Below are 14283 nucleotides of genomic sequence, written 5' to 3' on the forward strand. Positions count from 1 at the left end.
GTGATGCTCCCGGCGCTCAGAGCCTGGCCGCGTCGGTGGCGGCGCGGGTCCTGAAGAGGGTGAGCCGTCTCAGCCAGTGCGGTCGCGCGGCGCGCCGCTTCGGCAGGTTCTGCTCGACGAAGCTGGCGAACTCTTCGAGGTCGAGATCGAAATCCTCGCGCTCCCGGCTGCCGGGGACATGTAGGGCGTTGGTCGAGGTGTCGAGGTCCGTCACCCGCTCGGCGGGAAAGTAGTGACAGGCCGACACGTTCTCGCGAAAGATCTCGGTGTCGTAGATGCGCAGATCGTCCTTCCCGCTGAGCACGGATCGGCTCGATATGACGCATCCGGGCGCGTTGGCGACCCACTTATACTTGGCGAGCCCGGCCCCGAAATGCGTCACGAACAGGTCGGTGTGGAGCGCGGCCACGAGGCTCGCCCCCATCGAGCAGGGCACGAGCGGCATCAACTCCACGTTGGAGACGTCGGCGACCCGTGCGCGCAGCGCCCCGATCAGCTCGAGCTCCTTCCGGACGATGGATGGCACGCTCCCTTCCGCGGGCACGAGGCTCTCGCAGTAGCTCTCGACGTAGCCGCCCTCCGCGCCCGCGAGCGTGTTGTGCCCGTCGACGATGACGAGGAACCTCTCGCCGCGCCTCCGGCCGAGGCGTCGGATCAGCGCCACGTAGCCGTCGAGCTGCCGGACCCACTGGCGGTTCTCCAGACGCAGCCCGATCAGGACGATCGTGGCCCGGCGCGCCGCGTCCGTCAGGCGGGCATCGAGAGCGGGTTCCGCGCTCCGCGCCAGGGCCGCGAGACGATCGGCCAATCGCTGGCTCACGCGGTAGGACCGGAAGGGCAGGAAGGTGGCCGCGCCGGCGACGGCAGCCTGCAGCAGGGGCAGCGGGCCTTCGATCCCGCGATACACCTGCCCGGCGAGCTCCGGGAAGACGGCGTCGACCGGAGAGATCGGCTCGTTGCAGCTCGCGAACAGGAACACCGCCGGCGCGCGACCGAGCGACAGCACGTCGTCGACCGCGGCCAGCTCGTTCCAGATGGCGTGACTGATGTGCGCGTGCTCGAAGACCACCCCGACGCGCGTCGACCGCGCCGCGCCGTCGATCAGCGCCGGCAGGAGGTACTGCCGCCACAACCGCACCTGCACCAGGGTCGCGGCGTCGAACCCGACGCTTCCCAGGTTCGGCCGGGCGTAGGCCGTGTTCGCGCGAACGTCCAGCAGGGCCGACGCGAGGCGCGAGTTCTTGCCGATCAGCGTGCACAGCGTCTCGTTCCGGTCCGCCGCGTAGCCGACAAAGCGGAAGCCCGGCATGGGCAGGTAGATCGAGAAGCGCAGATCGCCGCCGTCCGGATGGGCCGTCTCCTGGCCGCCGCGCGCGACGATCGCCTTCGTCACCAGTTCGGGCAGGTGGGGCGGAGCCCCCGCCGGTGCGGCGTTGAGGCGTGCCAGCGCCGCGTGCATCGCCTGCGCCCGCGGATCGGAACCGCCGCCCGTGACGACCCGGACAGCGTGCTCCGGGCTCGCGGCAGCCGCGCGTGCGAGGGCTTCGATCAGGAGGTGGAGATCCTCGATCATGGCCCGCGTGTTCGACGCGTCGCCGTCGTCGGTGTGGAGCGCCTCGGCCTGCCAGTCGAGCGGGCCGGCGCCGTCCCACGGCGCGGCGAGGAAGTCCGCAGCGCAGGACGCCAGCGGTGTGCCGTCCGGGTTCAGGAATCGGAACGCGCGCGCGTCGTTCGGACCCAGGAGCGCGACCACTGTGACGCGCCCGCCGAGATCGATCAGACCCAGGACATCCCAGTCGGGCTCCGTCGGGGCAGGCGCGACGAGCCGACCATCGCGGCTCGCGACCGCCTCGCCCGATCGCTGCAGCCTGCGGGTGTGGCGGATGATCATGGGCGCCCGTCCTCGATAGCTCCGTCCGGGTTTGTCGAAGTTCGGGCGTTGCCACAAGGAGGCCCTTGGGCGCGCCCCCGGAACAGGCCGATCCGATCGGATGCGCCCGACGCGCCCGCAGTGGACCCGCGTCCCGTCGACGGGGTGAAGGCGGCCCGCGATCACCTGTCCCGCCGACATAGCAGAGCGGGGTGCCGCGGCGCGCTTCGATCGATGACGGCGCTGTCGGGTCGCCGGGAGCACTGACACATTGTTGCGGCGGCGCCGAGGAGTTCTTGCCGCGCGTCGCGCCGATCCTGGCCGACACGATCTGCTGCAGAGAGTTGTATATCTGCGGGTCACGCAGATACTAGAAGTTGCCAAATTTCCGGTACGGGCGGTATGATACTGGTACCGATTATCGATTTTGGTATATCGCTACCAGAGATCGGGTTTGTGCGAACCGATTTGCGCCGGAGGAGGCCAGGCTGTTGCAGACTACGGCTGATCTTGCATTGCGCGCGGCCGGCTATGTCGGCGCCTGGACAGCGGACGTGTCGGCGGGACAATCCCTCCTCGACGAGGGGACGGCGGCGCTGCTCGCCGGGGATGCGACCCTGGCCGGGCGCCCGCTGCCCATCGAGATCGCCCTTCGATGCACCCATCCGGACGATCGCGACTGGGTCTTCGCGCGCATCGCCCGGGTGCGCCGGACCGGCGGCCCCGTCTCGGCCGAGTACCGCGTCCTCACGGACGGCGGCGAGGTTCGATGGGTTCTCGACCGTGGCAGCCTCACGCCCGATCCGGCGGGACGGATGCGCGGTCGCGGCATCATCATCGACACCACGGACAGCCACCGCGGCCCCTTCCTTCCGAGCGCGGCGGGCGATCTGCCGGCGGACGACCCAATGATCATCGCGGTCGATCACCTCCTGCAGGCGCGCGCGGCGATCGTCGCGATGGGCCACCAGCGGCTGCAACAGGTGTCGGATCTGGCGCTCTTCGAGGTCGGGCGAGCGCTGGCGCGGCGCGCTCGGGCGTAGCCGGACGGTCCTGTCCGCGGGACGCCGGCGCGGATCTCCCCGGATCGCCACGGATGCGAGTCAGTGTTCGAGGGCGTGCGCCGGAGCACGGTCGGCGGCCTCGGCCCGTGAGAGCTTACCGACAGGCCGAGAGATCAGTATTCCCGGTGGAGGCTCCGATGGCTGATGCTGCGATCCGCGAGACGATACACCTCGACGAAGGCGACGTGATCGTCCTGCTCCCCGGCAACCTGTCCCCGGCCAGCATCGGCCTGCTCCAGGCCAAGCTCGACGGTTTGGCCGCGGACCTGAACGCGCGGTGCCTGGAGGAAAGCCGCGCTTCCCTCTCGGGATTGGCCGGGCTGGCCGCCTTCCTCGCGAGCTGAGGCCGCCCAGACAGCGCAGCGCGGGCCGTTCTCGACCGTGCTGCGACGGCTGGAGGACAGGTGTCGCCGGTCGAGACAGCCGCGACATGCCCCCTCGCCCGACCCGGTCGGGAGCGGCCCTAGTGCAGGTGCAGGGCCTTGAGCGCCTTGCGCACCAGTTTCTCCCCACAGGGCTTGGCGATGAAATGGGCCTCCTCGGGCAGCGCGGTCGCCTCGCGCGGATCGCAGCCCGAGCAGACGATGATCCGGGTCTCCGGCCAGCGTGCCCGGACGGCGTGCGCGAGCGCGCGGCCGTCCATCGTGCCGGGCATGTTGATGTCGGTGTAGAGCAGGACGGCCCCGTCACATGCCTCCAGATGCTGGAGCGCGCCCTGGGCGTGTTCCGCCTCCAGCACCTCGAACCCCAACGCCGTCAGCATGTCGGCCGCGACGAGGCGGCTGAACTCTTCGTCCTCGGCGAGGACGGCGATGGGGCGAGGTCCTGACATGCAGCGGCAACTGCATCGCCGGGTCGCCTGTTTCAGCGTGGCCGGGGATTTTCCGACGCCTGCGACCCTTTCGACAAATCCGGCTCGCCGGCGGCGCTGTCGACCTCCCGACCGCGTACGCGGCGCACGAGGCCAACCCTGCGCGACCCCAGCCGGACGCTTCGGTCACCGATCCGGCAAGTCATCGCCGCGCTTGCCGGGCTTCCGGCGCCGTCGCCGAGATTAGCGTGTGCCGCCGCAGCCTCGTCCTCGACCGATGCGGCACGCGCCTCCAGTGCCGCGCCGACCTGTCCAGGCGAATACCTGACTCAGCCGGCCTCGCGGCCGCCGAAATATGTGCCTCGTCTGCGAGAGACTTCATATCCGAAAGTCGCCCATCGAGCCGGGTGCCCCTGTCGACGTAGAAGCGGCCGCGTCCTGTAGGGCGAAACCTGACTTATGATGCTTGCAACGGTTTGCTACGGCTGATGGTTACTGCTCGCGAAAAGCGTGGAGAGCTCGATGTACGCCTCGGTGCTGGGTGGTCCGGAGATAGCGGTCGAGCCTCCGGGTGCCGGTCCGCCGCCTGAGGCGATCACCCTCCGCGAACACATCCGCCTGATCCTGCGCAAGCTCCCGCGCCCCGCGCCCAGCGCTCAGTACAGCTGAAGGGAACGAAGCACGACACCGTCGGTGGTGTGGATCTCCACGCACCAGCGCTCGTCGGGATCGGGCAACTCGCCCCGTGCGTGCATCTCGGCGATCAGCTGCGTCGCCTCGGCCACGGCGATCTCGATCGAGTTTGCCAGCACGCCCTCCTCGTCCTCGATGACCTCGTCCGGCCCCCTCAGGCGGAAATGGTACCGCTCTACCATGTCGCTCCTGCTCACGCCGTCGGCACGGCATGCCGACCGCGCGAGGGTAGCATCGAATGGCCGGATAAAGCCAAGCTGGCATGCCAAGTCGGGGCCGACCGTGGCGAGATCCGCCCTGGGCGGCGCAGGTTCCCGCCTGTGATCTGCGAGGATGTCGGGGGCAAGGCCGGTGCGCGCCGACGCAGGTTGTTGCGCCAGTCAAGCTCTTAACGCGTCAGGCCTTTTCGCGGCGCATTGTGCGGGCATGTGCCATTGCCCGACGAGTTCGCCATGCATTTCGAGATCCGCGCGACCGACACCCGTCTGTGGACCTGGGTCCTCCTCGATACGACGCAGATGCCGGTCCTGACATCGGACCGCACCTTCCCCTCGGAAGCCCAGGCCTCGGCGGCGGCGCTGGCCTTCGCCAAGCTCGTCACGCGGGCCGGCAGGACTCTCACCGCCGCACCGCCGGGCGGCCTGATCTGAGGCGACCGCCGTTCCCCGGCGCGACGGGGTCTATGGCTGACGCCTGACGCAACCCCGCAGCGCCATGTCGGTGTGCAGGGCGACGATCTCCGCCTTGGTCATCCGGCCGTCGGGCCGGTACCACGTGCAGGCGCTGGTGAGCATCCCGAGGATTGCGTAGCCGGCGACCCGCGCATCCCGGACGTCCAGCTCCCCCGCCTCCGATCCCCGCTCGAGCAGCGCGACCAATCGGTCTTCGTAGGCCCGGCGCAGGGCGACGATCGCCGCGTAATGCGGCGGGTCGAGCGAGCGCAGCTCGAAATTCGCGATGAAGACTTCCTGCTTCTTCTCGAGATGGTACGTGACATGGTGCGCCACGAAGGCGCGGAGACGGTCCGTCGGGGTGCCGGTCGCCGTCGCCAGCGCCGCGTCGGTCCGCGCCAGCAGCGTCTCCATGTGGTCGCGGACGATGTCGAACAGCAGATCCTGCTTGCTGCGGATGTGGTTGTAGAGCGAGGCCGCCTGGATCCCGACCTCGGCGGCCAGGGCGCGCAGGGTCATCGCCTCGTAGCCGTGGCGATAGATGAGCCGAAGCCCGGCCCGGCGGATGGCGGCGGCCGTGCGCGGCCCGTTCGATCCGGCGGTGCGACCCACGAAGACACTCCGAAGAAAGTTCAGAGCGCAACAGACACCGGGGAATGCTCACGCCGATCCTCGCTATAGGCTAACGAACAACCGTTCGTAAATCGCCTTGCCAGCCTCGCTTAACGAACGTACGTTCGTTTCAAAGAGGCGAGTGCCCGATTCTCAGGCGAGGAGACGCGCGATGCCCATCGGCCTGCAGGATTTCGACTTCGGCCTGGGCGAGACGGCCGACGCCCTGCGCGCCGAGGTGGAGCGCTTCGCGCGCGCCGAGATCGCCCCCCGCGCGGCGGCGATCGATGCCAGCAACGCGTTTCCCGCGGACCTCTGGCGCAAGCTCGGCGCCCTCGGCGTTCTGGGCGTCACCGTCGAGGAGACCTATGGCGGCGCCGGCATGGGCTACCTCGAGCACGCCGTGGCCATGGAGGAGATCAGCCGGGCCTCGGCCTCGGTCGGGCTGTCCTACGGCGCGCATTCCAACCTCTGCGTGAACCAGATCCGCCGCAACGGCACCGAGGCGCAGAAGCGGCGCTACCTGCCGAAGCTGATCGCGGGCGAGCATGTCGGCGCGCTCGCGATGTCCGAGCCGGGCTCCGGCAGCGACGTCGTCTCCATGCGGCTGCGGGCCGACAGGCGCGGCGACCGCTACGTCCTGAACGGCACCAAGATGTGGATCACCAACGGTCCCGACGCCAACGTCCTGGTGGTCTACGCCAAGACGGATCCCGAGGCCGGTCCGCGGGGGATCACGGCGTTCCTGGTCGAGAAGGATTTTCCCGGCTTCTCCACCGCGCAGAAGCTCGACAAGCTCGGCATGCGCGGCTCGAACACCTGCGAGCTGCTGTTCCAGGACTGCGAGATACCGGAGGAGAACGTCCTGGGCGCGGTCGGGCGCGGCGTCGGCGTGCTGATGTCGGGCCTCGACTACGAGCGCGCCGTGCTGGCCGCCGGGCCGCTCGGCATCATGCGCGCCTGCCTCGACGTCGTCCTGCCCTACCTCCACGAGCGCCGGCAGTTCGGTCGGCCGATCGGCGAGTTCCAGCTCATGCAGGGCAAGATCGCCGACATGTACACGGCGACGAACGCCGCCCGGGCCTACGTCTACGCGGTGGCGCGGGCCTGCGACCGCGGGCGGGCGACGCGCCGGGACGCCGCGGGCGCGATCCTGTTCGCGGCCGAGCGCGCGACCGCGGTAGCCCTCGACGCGATCCAGGCGCTCGGCGGCAACGGCTACATCAACGACTATCCGACCGGCCGCCTGCTGCGCGACGCCAAGCTCTACGAGATCGGCGCCGGCACGAGCGAGATCCGGCGGATGCTGATCGGCCGCGAATTGTTCGCCGAGACGGCCTGAGCGGGGAGCGGGCCCCATGCCGGTGATCGAATCCGCTCTGGATCCGCGCGCGCCCGAGGCCCGCGCCAATGCCGAGGCCATGCGCGCCCTGGTGGCGGACCTGCGCGCGACCGCCGACCGCGTCCGGCTCGGCGGCGGGGAGGCCGCGCGGGAGCGCCATCGCGCCCGCGGCAAGCTCCTGCCCCGGGACCGGATCCGGGCGCTGATCGACCCGTTCTCGCCCTTCCTGGAAATCGGCCAGCTCGCCGGGCACGGCCTCTACGGCGGCGAGGTCCCCTCGGCCGGGATCGTCACCGGCATCGGCCGCGTCGCGGGGCGCGAGTGCGTGATCGTCGCCAACGACGCGACCGTGAAGGGCGGCACCTACTTCCCGATGACGGTGCAGAAGCACCTCCGGGCGCAGGAGATCGCGCAGCAGAACCGGCTGCCCTGCCTCTACCTCGTCGACAGCGGCGGCGCGCATCTGCCCAGCCAGGACGAGGTCTTCCCGGGCCGGGACCATTTCGGCCGCATCTTCTACAACCAGGCGACGATGTCGGCGCAGGGCATCGCCCAGATCGCCGTGGTGATGGGCTCCTGCACCGCCGGCGGCGCCTACGTGCCGGCGCTGTGCGACGAGTCGATCATCGTCCGCGGCCAGGGCACGATCTTCCTCGGCGGGCCGCCGCTGGTGAAGGCCGCGACCGGCGAGGTGGTCAGCGCCGAGGAGCTCGGCGGTTCCGACGTGCACGCCCGGATCTCGGGCGTGACCGACCACATGGCGGAGACCGACGCCCACGCCCTCGGCATCGCCCGCCGCATCGTGGCCAACCTGAACGCGGTGAAGCGCCCCGCGCTCGCGCCGCGGCAGCCCGAGCCGCCGCGCTACGCCGCCGAGGAGATCTACGCGGCGGTGCCGGCCGACCGCCGGACGCCCTACGACGTGCGCGAGGTCATCGCCCGGCTGGTGGACAGCAGCGACTTCGACGAGTTCAAGCACCTCTACGGCCAGACCCTGGTCTGCGGCTTCGCCCATATCTGGGGCTACCCGGTGGGGATCGTCGCCAACAACGGCATCCTGTTCTCGGAGAGTGCCCTGAAGGGCGCCCACTTCGTCGAGCTCTGCGCCCAGCGCGGCGTGCCCCTGGTGTTCCTCCAGAACATCACCGGCTTCATGGTCGGCCGGCGCTACGAGGCCGGCGGCATCGCCAAGGACGGGGCCAAGATGGTCACCGCCGTCGCGACCGCGGCGGTGCCGAAATTCACCGTCCTGATCGGCGGCAGCTTCGGGGCCGGCAATTACGGCATGTGCGGGCGGGCCTACGGGCCGCGCTTCCTCTGGATGTGGCCGAACGCGAGGATCGGCGTGATGGGTGGCGAGCAGGCCGCCTCGGTCCTGGCCACGGTCCGGCGCGACTGTGTCGAGGGCCGCGGCGGCACGTGGTCGGCGGAGGACGAGGCGGCGTTCAAGGCGCCGATCCGGGCGCAGTACGAGGAGCAGGGCCACCCCTACTATTCCAGCGCCCGGCTCTGGGACGACGGGGTGATCGACCCGGCCGACACGCGCCGCGTCCTGGCGCTCGGTCTCTCGGCGAGCCTCAACGCGCCGATTCCCGAGACCCGCTTCGGCCTGTTCCGGATGTAGGAGGCGCGGGATGAGCGGCACCTTGCTGGAGACGGTCGACGAACGCGGGGTCGCCACCCTGACGCTCAACCGTCCGGAGCAGCACAACGCCTTCGACGACGGCCTGATCGCCGCCCTCACCGCGTCCCTGCACCGGCTGGGCGCCGCTGCCGGGATCCGGGCGGTCGTCCTGGCGGGCGCGGGCCAGAGCTTCTCGGCGGGCGCCGACCTCGCCTGGATGCGCCGGATCGCCGGCCAGTCCTTCGACAGCAACCTCGCCGACGCCGCCGGGCTCGCGGGGCTGATGCACAGTCTCGACCGGCTGCCGAAGCCGACGCTCGCCCTCGTGCACGGGGCGGCCTACGGCGGCGGCGTCGGGCTCGCCGCCTGCTGCGATATCGCCATCGCGGCCGAGAGCGCGCGGTTCTGCCTGAGCGAGGTGCGGCTCGGCCTGATCCCGGCGACGATCGGCCCCTACGTGGTCAACGCGATCGGCCCGCGCTGGGCCCGGCGCCTGTTCCAGACCGCGGAGGTCTTCTCCGCCGAGCGCGCCCGGGCGATCGGCCTCGTGCACGAGGTGGTGCCCGACGACCGGCTGGAGGCGGCCGGCGCGGAGGTGCTGCGCGACATCCTCCGGGGTGCCCCGGGCGCGCAGGCCGAGGCCAAGGACCTCGTCTTCCTGTGCGAGGGGGGGCCGGTGGACGCCGACCTGGGGCGCGAGACGGGCCGGCGCATCGCCCGGCGCCGGGCCTCGGACGAGGGGCAGGCGGGCATCGCCGCCTTCCTCGACAAGCGCTTAGCCCCGTGGCGGCGGGACTGAGGGGGCGGCCATGTTCGGCAAGATCCTCATCGCCAACCGCGGGGAGATCGCCTGCCGGGTGATCGCCACCGCCCGGCGCCTCGGCATCGGCACGGTCGCGGTCTATTCGGAGGCGGATGCCGGCGCCCGACACACCCGGATGGCCGACGAGGCGTGGCCGATCGGGCCCGCCCCGGCGCGCGCGAGCTACCTCGTGGCCGAGCGGATCCTCGACGTCGCCCGGCGCGCCGGGGCGGAGGCGATCCATCCGGGCTACGGCTTCCTGTCGGAGAACGCGGACTTCGCCGGCGCCTGCGCCGGGGCCGGCCTCGTGTTCGTCGGCCCGCCCCCGGCGGCGATCCGCGCCATGGGCTCCAAGGCCAAGGCCAAGGCGCTGATGGAGCGCGCCGGGGTCCCGCTGGTGCCGGGCTATCACGGCGCCGCGCAGGATGTCCCAGCGCTGAAGGAGGCGGCCGCCCGGATCGGCTACCCGGTCTTGATCAAGGCCTCGGCCGGCGGCGGCGGCAAGGGCATGCGCGTCGTCGAGGCCGCCGCGGCGTTCGAGGCCGCGCTCGCCGGCGCGCAGCGCGAGGCGCGGGCGTCCTTCGGCGACGACCGGGTGCTGATCGAGGCGTACCTGACCCGCCCCCGGCACATCGAGATCCAGGTCTTCGCCGACAGCCACGGCAACACCGTCTCGCTGTTCGAGCGCGACTGCTCGATCCAGCGCCGCCACCAGAAGGTGATCGAGGAGGCGCCCGCCCCGGGGATGGATCCGGTCCGGCGCGCGCGGATGGGCGAGGCCGCGGTCGCGGCGGCGCGGGCGGTCGGCTATGTCGGCGCCGGCACGGTGGAGTTCATCGCCGAGGGCGAGACCTTCTACTTCATGGAGATGAACACCCGGCTCCAGGTCGAGCACCCGGTGACCGAGATGGTCACCGGCCTCGACCTGGTGGAGTGGCAACTGCGCGTGGCCGCGGGCGAGCGGCTGCCGCTCGGCGCCCCGGATCTGGCCCTGCGCGGCCACGCCATCGAGGCGCGGGTCTACGCCGAGGATCCGGCGCGCGATTTCCTGCCGGCGGTCGGCACCCTCGCCCACCTGCGCCAGCCGCCGGAGGTGCCGGGGCGGGTGCGGGTCGAGACCGGCATCGTGCAGGGCGACCGGATCACCCCGGATTACGACCCGATGATCGCCAAGCTGGTCGTCTGGGGCGAGGACCGTGCGGCCGCGATCCGGCAGCTCGCAACCGCCCTCGCCGCCTACGAGGTGGTCGGCGTGACGACCAATCTGGATCTCCTGCGCGCCGTCGCCGGCCACCCCGCCTACCGCTCGGCCGACCTCGACACCGGCTTCATCGCCCGCCACGCCGACGACCTGCTGGCGCCGCTCGCGACCGGTGCAATCGATCCCGCGCTCTGGGCCGCCGCCGCCCTGACCGTCCTGCGCGACCGGCGCGCGGCCGTCGCGGCGCAGGCGCTGGCGAGCGGCGACCCGTGGTCGCCCTGGGCCGATCCGGATGCGTGGCGGATGAACGGGGCGGGCTACCAGGAGCTGCAGTTCCGCCACGGCGACGCGCCGCCCGTCACCCTGCGGGCATGCCCCCTCCCCGACGGCAGCGCCCGCCTCGACCTGCCGGGCGGCACCGTCCTGGCGGCGCTCGCCGAGGACGCCGAGGGCGAGCGGCTGATGCTGGACGGCGTCTGGCGCCGGCTGCGCACGGTCCGCCGCGGCGCGGAGCTGACGGTGATCGTCGGCGGCCGGAACGCGACGCTGGTCCACGTCGATCCCCTCGCCCCGCCCCGGACCGAGGCGTCCGGCAGCGACCGGGTGACGGCGCCCGTGCCGGGCCGCCTGACCCAGCTCTGGGTGCGGCCCGGTGATGCCGTTGAGAAGGGCGCGCCGCTCGCGGTGATCGAGGCGATGAAGATGGAGATCACCCTCCGCGCGCCGCAGGCCGGCACCGTCGCCGAGACCCGCCACGCCGTCGACGACATGGTCGAGGAGGGCACCGAGATCGTCACCTTCGCGGCGGAGGAGCGGCCCGCATGAGCTATCCGGCCCGGGTGCAGGTGATCGAGGTCGGGCCGCGCGACGGGCTCCAGAACGAGCCCGCGCCGGTGCCGATCGCCGCCAGGGTGGCGCTGATCGAGGCCCTGGCCGAGGCCGGGCTGACCCGCATCGAGGCCGGCAGCTTCGTGTCGCCCCGATGGGTGCCGCAGATGGCCGAGACCGCGGAGGTTCTGGCGCGGCTGCGCCCCCGGCCCGAGGTCGGCTATTCCGTTCTGGTCCCGAACCTGCAGGGCCTGGAGCGGGCCCTCGCCTCCGGCGTCCGGGACATCGCGGTGTTCGCCGCCGCCTCCGAGAGCTTCTCCCGGCGCAACGTCAACGGCTCGATCGCCGAGACCCTCGACCGCTTCGCCCCGGTGCTGGAGGCGGCGCGCGCGAACGACCTGCGGGTGCGGGGCTACGTCTCCTGCGTCCTGGGCTGCCCCTACGAGGGCGACGTCGCGCCGGTGGCGGTCGCCCGCGTCGCTGCGTCCCTCCACGCGATGGGCTGCCACGAGATCGCCCTCGGCGACACGATCGGGACCGGGACGCCGCGCGCGGCCCGGCGGCTGGTCGAGCGGGTGGCCGCCGACGTGCCGCTGCAGGCGATCGCCCTGCACTTCCACGACACCTACGGGCAGGCCCTGGCCAACATCCTCGCCTGCCTCGAACTCGGCGTGTCGGCCGTGGACGCCGCGGTGGCGGGCCTCGGGGGCTGCCCCTACGCGCCGGGGGCCGCCGGCAACGTCGCCACCGAGGACGTCGTTTACATGCTGCGCGGCATGGGCATCGAGACCGGGATCGATCTCGATGCCCTCGCCGCGGCCGGGCGGTCGATCGCGTCCCAGCTCGGCCGGGAGCCGGCCTCGAAGGTCGCCCGCGCGCTGGCCGCCGCGCCGCCGCCGACACCCTGATCGACGGGCGGCCTCGGACAGCGCCGCGGCGGCGCGCGCGTTCGGAGGAACGAGGGAGGACGACATGAGCGACCGGGCGGTGAGCTATGTCCACGGGGCGATCGGCGAGCCCCTGCTCGGCCTGACCATCGGCCAGGCCCTGGATCGCGCCGCCGCGGCGTGGCCGGATCACCTGGCGCTGGTCGCGCACGCCCAGGGCGTCCGATGGACCTGGCGCGAGCTGAGGGACCAAGCCGACGCCTTCGCGGCCGGCCTGCTCGCCCTCGGCCTCCGGCCCGGCGACCGCATCGGGATCTGGTCGCTCAACCGCGCCGAGTGGGTGCTGACCCAGTTCGCCGCCGCCCGTGCGGGGCTGATCCTGGTGACGATCAACCCGGCCTACCGGCTGTCGGAGCTGGAATTCGCGCTCAACAATGTCGGCTGCACCGCCCTGGTGACGGCGACGGCGTTCAAGACCAGCGATTATCTCGGGATGCTCGGCACCCTGGCCCCCGAACTCGCCGCCTCCGGGCCGGGCCGGCTGTCTGCCGCCCGCCTGCCGCACCTGCGCACGGTGATCCAGATCGGCGGACCGCCGGCCCCGGGGACGGTCCCGTTCGACGCGGTCGCGGCCCGGGGCGACGCGGCCGGCACCGGCGCCCTGCGCGACCTCGCCGACGCGATGCAGTTCGACGACGCGGCCAACATCCAGTTCACCAGCGGCACGACGGGCGCCCCGAAGGGCGTCACGCTGACCCACCACAACATCCTCAACAACGGCCACTTCGTCGGCCGCGCGATGCGGCTGACCGCCCAGGATCGGATCTGCATCCCGGTGCCGCTCTACCATTGCTTCGGCATGGTGATGGGCAATCTCGCGGCCCTGACCCACGGCTGCGCCATGGTCTTTCCGGGCGAGGGCTTCGATCCGCGCGCGACACTGGAGACCGTGCAGGCCGAGCGCTGCACCGCGCTCTACGGCGTGCCGACCATGTTCATCGCCGAGCTCGACCATCCCGAGTTCGCGCGCTTCGATCTCCGCTCCCTGCGGACCGGGATCATGGCGGGCGCGCCGTGCCCGATCGCGGTGATGCGCCGGGTCGTGGAGGAAATGAACATGCGGGATGTCACCATCGCGTACGGCATGACCGAGACCAGCCCGGTGAGCTTCCAGAGCTCGAGCGACGACCCGCTGGAGCGGCGCGTCACGACCGTCGGCCGGATCCACCCGCATCTCGAGGTCAAGATCGTGGATCCCGAGGGACGCGTGACCCCGCGGGGCGAGCGCGGCGAGCTGTGCACGCGCGGCTACTCGGTCATGCTCGGCTACTGGGCGGACGCGGAGCGGACCGCGGAGGTTCTCGACGCCGCCGGATGGATGCACACCGGCGACCTCGCGACGCTGGACGCGGAGGGGTACTGCAACATCGTCGGCCGGATCAAAGACATGGTCATACGCGGTGGCGAGAACATCTATCCGCGCGAGATCGAGGAGTTCCTCTTCCGGCATCCGCAGATCCAGGACGTCCAGGTCTTCGGGGTCTCCGACCCGAAATACGGGGAGGAGCTGTGCGCCTGGATCCGGCTGCGCGACGGCGAGACCCTGTCGGAGCCGGCAGTGCGCGCGTTCTGCGCGGGGCAGATCGCGCATCAGAAGATCCCGAAATACATCCAGTTCGTCGACGCCTTCCCGATGACGGTCTCCGGAAAGATCCAGAAATTCGTGATGCGTCGGTGCGTGGAGGAGCAGCTGGGCCTCGCGCGATCCGAGACGGCCTGAGCCGGTCCCCGCGAATGCTGTCATCGCCCGGCGGAACGAAGATTTCGTCGTCCAATCGGGCTTGAACGTTGCTGCGCGCGCCGCGAGCGGACATGCTG

Annotated in this window: 13 protein-coding genes; 9 read left to right on the top strand and 4 right to left on the bottom strand. The window is 71.6% G+C overall.

The features are described 5' to 3' along the window. Positions 1-16: 16 nt before the first annotated feature. Positions 17-1891, bottom strand: a complete 1875-nt coding sequence (locus tag C4T42_RS11680) for a hypothetical protein (RefSeq protein ID WP_020094823.1) — start codon at positions 1889-1891, stop codon at positions 17-19. 470 nt (positions 1892-2361) lie between these two features. Here C4T42_RS11680 and C4T42_RS11685 point away from each other — a divergent pair, with 470 nt between their 5' ends. Both C4T42_RS11685 and C4T42_RS11690 read left to right on the top strand, forming a co-directional pair. Then, the gene (locus C4T42_RS11685; protein WP_234083295.1) at positions 2362-2913 is read left to right on the top strand and encodes a PAS domain-containing protein; all 552 of its coding nucleotides are present in this window, start codon (positions 2362-2364) and stop codon (positions 2911-2913) included. A gap of 158 nt (positions 2914-3071) precedes the next feature. Further along, positions 3072-3278 (top strand): hypothetical protein, encoded by a 207-nt coding sequence (locus tag C4T42_RS11690; protein WP_020094825.1) that lies wholly within the window; start codon positions 3072-3074, stop codon positions 3276-3278. A gap of 119 nt (positions 3279-3397) precedes the next feature. Here C4T42_RS11690 and C4T42_RS11695 read toward each other — a convergent pair whose 3' ends face one another. Further along, the gene (locus C4T42_RS11695) at positions 3398-3766 is read right to left on the bottom strand and encodes a response regulator (protein WP_020094826.1); all 369 of its coding nucleotides are present in this window, start codon (positions 3764-3766) and stop codon (positions 3398-3400) included. 635 nt (positions 3767-4401) lie between these two features. Then, a complete protein-coding gene (locus C4T42_RS11700) occupies positions 4402-4620 on the bottom strand; it encodes a hypothetical protein (RefSeq protein WP_020094827.1) in 219 nt (72 codons plus the stop codon). Positions 4621-4890: 270 nt separating this feature from the next. Between C4T42_RS11700 and C4T42_RS11705 the strand changes: the two genes are divergently transcribed. Further along, a complete protein-coding gene (locus C4T42_RS11705) occupies positions 4891-5088 on the top strand; it encodes a hypothetical protein (RefSeq protein ID WP_020094828.1) in 198 nt (65 codons plus the stop codon). Positions 5089-5118: 30 nt separating this feature from the next. Here the strand turns inward: C4T42_RS11705 and C4T42_RS11710 are convergent, their stop codons facing one another. Beyond that, positions 5119-5721: a TetR/AcrR family transcriptional regulator gene (locus tag C4T42_RS11710; protein WP_020094829.1), complete on the bottom strand. Its 603-nt coding sequence runs from the start codon at positions 5719-5721 to the stop codon at positions 5119-5121. Positions 5722-5893: 172 nt separating this feature from the next. Between C4T42_RS11710 and C4T42_RS11715 the strand changes: the two genes are divergently transcribed. The 6 genes from C4T42_RS11715 to C4T42_RS11740 all read left to right on the top strand — a co-directional run bounded on the left by C4T42_RS11715 (position 5894) and on the right by C4T42_RS11740 (position 14185). Then, positions 5894-7063, top strand: a complete 1170-nt coding sequence (locus C4T42_RS11715; protein ID WP_020094830.1) for an isovaleryl-CoA dehydrogenase — start codon at positions 5894-5896, stop codon at positions 7061-7063. Between the two features lie 16 nt (positions 7064-7079). After that, a complete protein-coding gene (locus C4T42_RS11720) occupies positions 7080-8687 on the top strand; it encodes a carboxyl transferase domain-containing protein (protein WP_103985124.1) in 1608 nt (535 codons plus the stop codon). A gap of 10 nt (positions 8688-8697) precedes the next feature. Further along, positions 8698-9486, top strand: coding sequence for an enoyl-CoA hydratase-related protein (locus C4T42_RS11725; RefSeq protein ID WP_020094832.1), 789 nt, complete (start codon positions 8698-8700; stop codon positions 9484-9486). A 10-nt stretch (positions 9487-9496) separates the two neighbouring features. Then, positions 9497-11515 (top strand): acetyl/propionyl/methylcrotonyl-CoA carboxylase subunit alpha, encoded by a 2019-nt coding sequence (locus C4T42_RS11730; protein WP_042675034.1) that lies wholly within the window; start codon positions 9497-9499, stop codon positions 11513-11515. Further along, complete coding sequence (locus C4T42_RS11735; RefSeq protein WP_020094834.1) at positions 11512-12426, top strand: hydroxymethylglutaryl-CoA lyase; 915 nt, start codon at positions 11512-11514, stop codon at positions 12424-12426. Before C4T42_RS11730 ends, C4T42_RS11735 begins: the two co-directional genes overlap by 4 nt. A 64-nt stretch (positions 12427-12490) precedes the next feature. Beyond that, positions 12491-14185, top strand: coding sequence for an AMP-binding protein (locus C4T42_RS11740; protein WP_020094835.1), 1695 nt, complete (start codon positions 12491-12493; stop codon positions 14183-14185). Positions 14186-14283 lie beyond the last annotated feature (98 nt).

Origin of the sequence: Methylobacterium sp. 190mf, assembly GCF_900107945.1 — a bacterium.
In the GTDB taxonomy this organism is placed as follows: domain Bacteria; phylum Pseudomonadota; class Alphaproteobacteria; order Rhizobiales; family Beijerinckiaceae; genus Methylobacterium.

Coding starts and splice junctions, on each gene's coding strand:
- C4T42_RS11725 (WP_020094832.1), top strand. CDS start 8,698: ATGAGCGGCACCTTGCTGGAGACGGTCGACGAACGCGGGGTCGCCACC.
- C4T42_RS11715 (WP_020094830.1), top strand. CDS start 5,894: ATGCCCATCGGCCTGCAGGATTTCGACTTCGGCCTGGGCGAGACGGCC.
- C4T42_RS11740 (WP_020094835.1), top strand. CDS start 12,491: ATGAGCGACCGGGCGGTGAGCTATGTCCACGGGGCGATCGGCGAGCCC.
- C4T42_RS11690 (WP_020094825.1), top strand. CDS start 3,072: ATGGCTGATGCTGCGATCCGCGAGACGATACACCTCGACGAAGGCGAC.
- C4T42_RS11700 (WP_020094827.1), bottom strand. CDS start 4,620: ATGGTAGAGCGGTACCATTTCCGCCTGAGGGGGCCGGACGAGGTCATC.
- C4T42_RS11705 (WP_020094828.1), top strand. CDS start 4,891: ATGCATTTCGAGATCCGCGCGACCGACACCCGTCTGTGGACCTGGGTC.
- C4T42_RS11735 (WP_020094834.1), top strand. CDS start 11,512: ATGAGCTATCCGGCCCGGGTGCAGGTGATCGAGGTCGGGCCGCGCGAC.
- C4T42_RS11730 (WP_042675034.1), top strand. CDS start 9,497: ATGTTCGGCAAGATCCTCATCGCCAACCGCGGGGAGATCGCCTGCCGG.
- C4T42_RS11720 (WP_103985124.1), top strand. CDS start 7,080: ATGCCGGTGATCGAATCCGCTCTGGATCCGCGCGCGCCCGAGGCCCGC.
- C4T42_RS11680 (WP_020094823.1), bottom strand. CDS start 1,891: ATGATCATCCGCCACACCCGCAGGCTGCAGCGATCGGGCGAGGCGGTC.
- C4T42_RS11695 (WP_020094826.1), bottom strand. CDS start 3,766: ATGTCAGGACCTCGCCCCATCGCCGTCCTCGCCGAGGACGAAGAGTTC.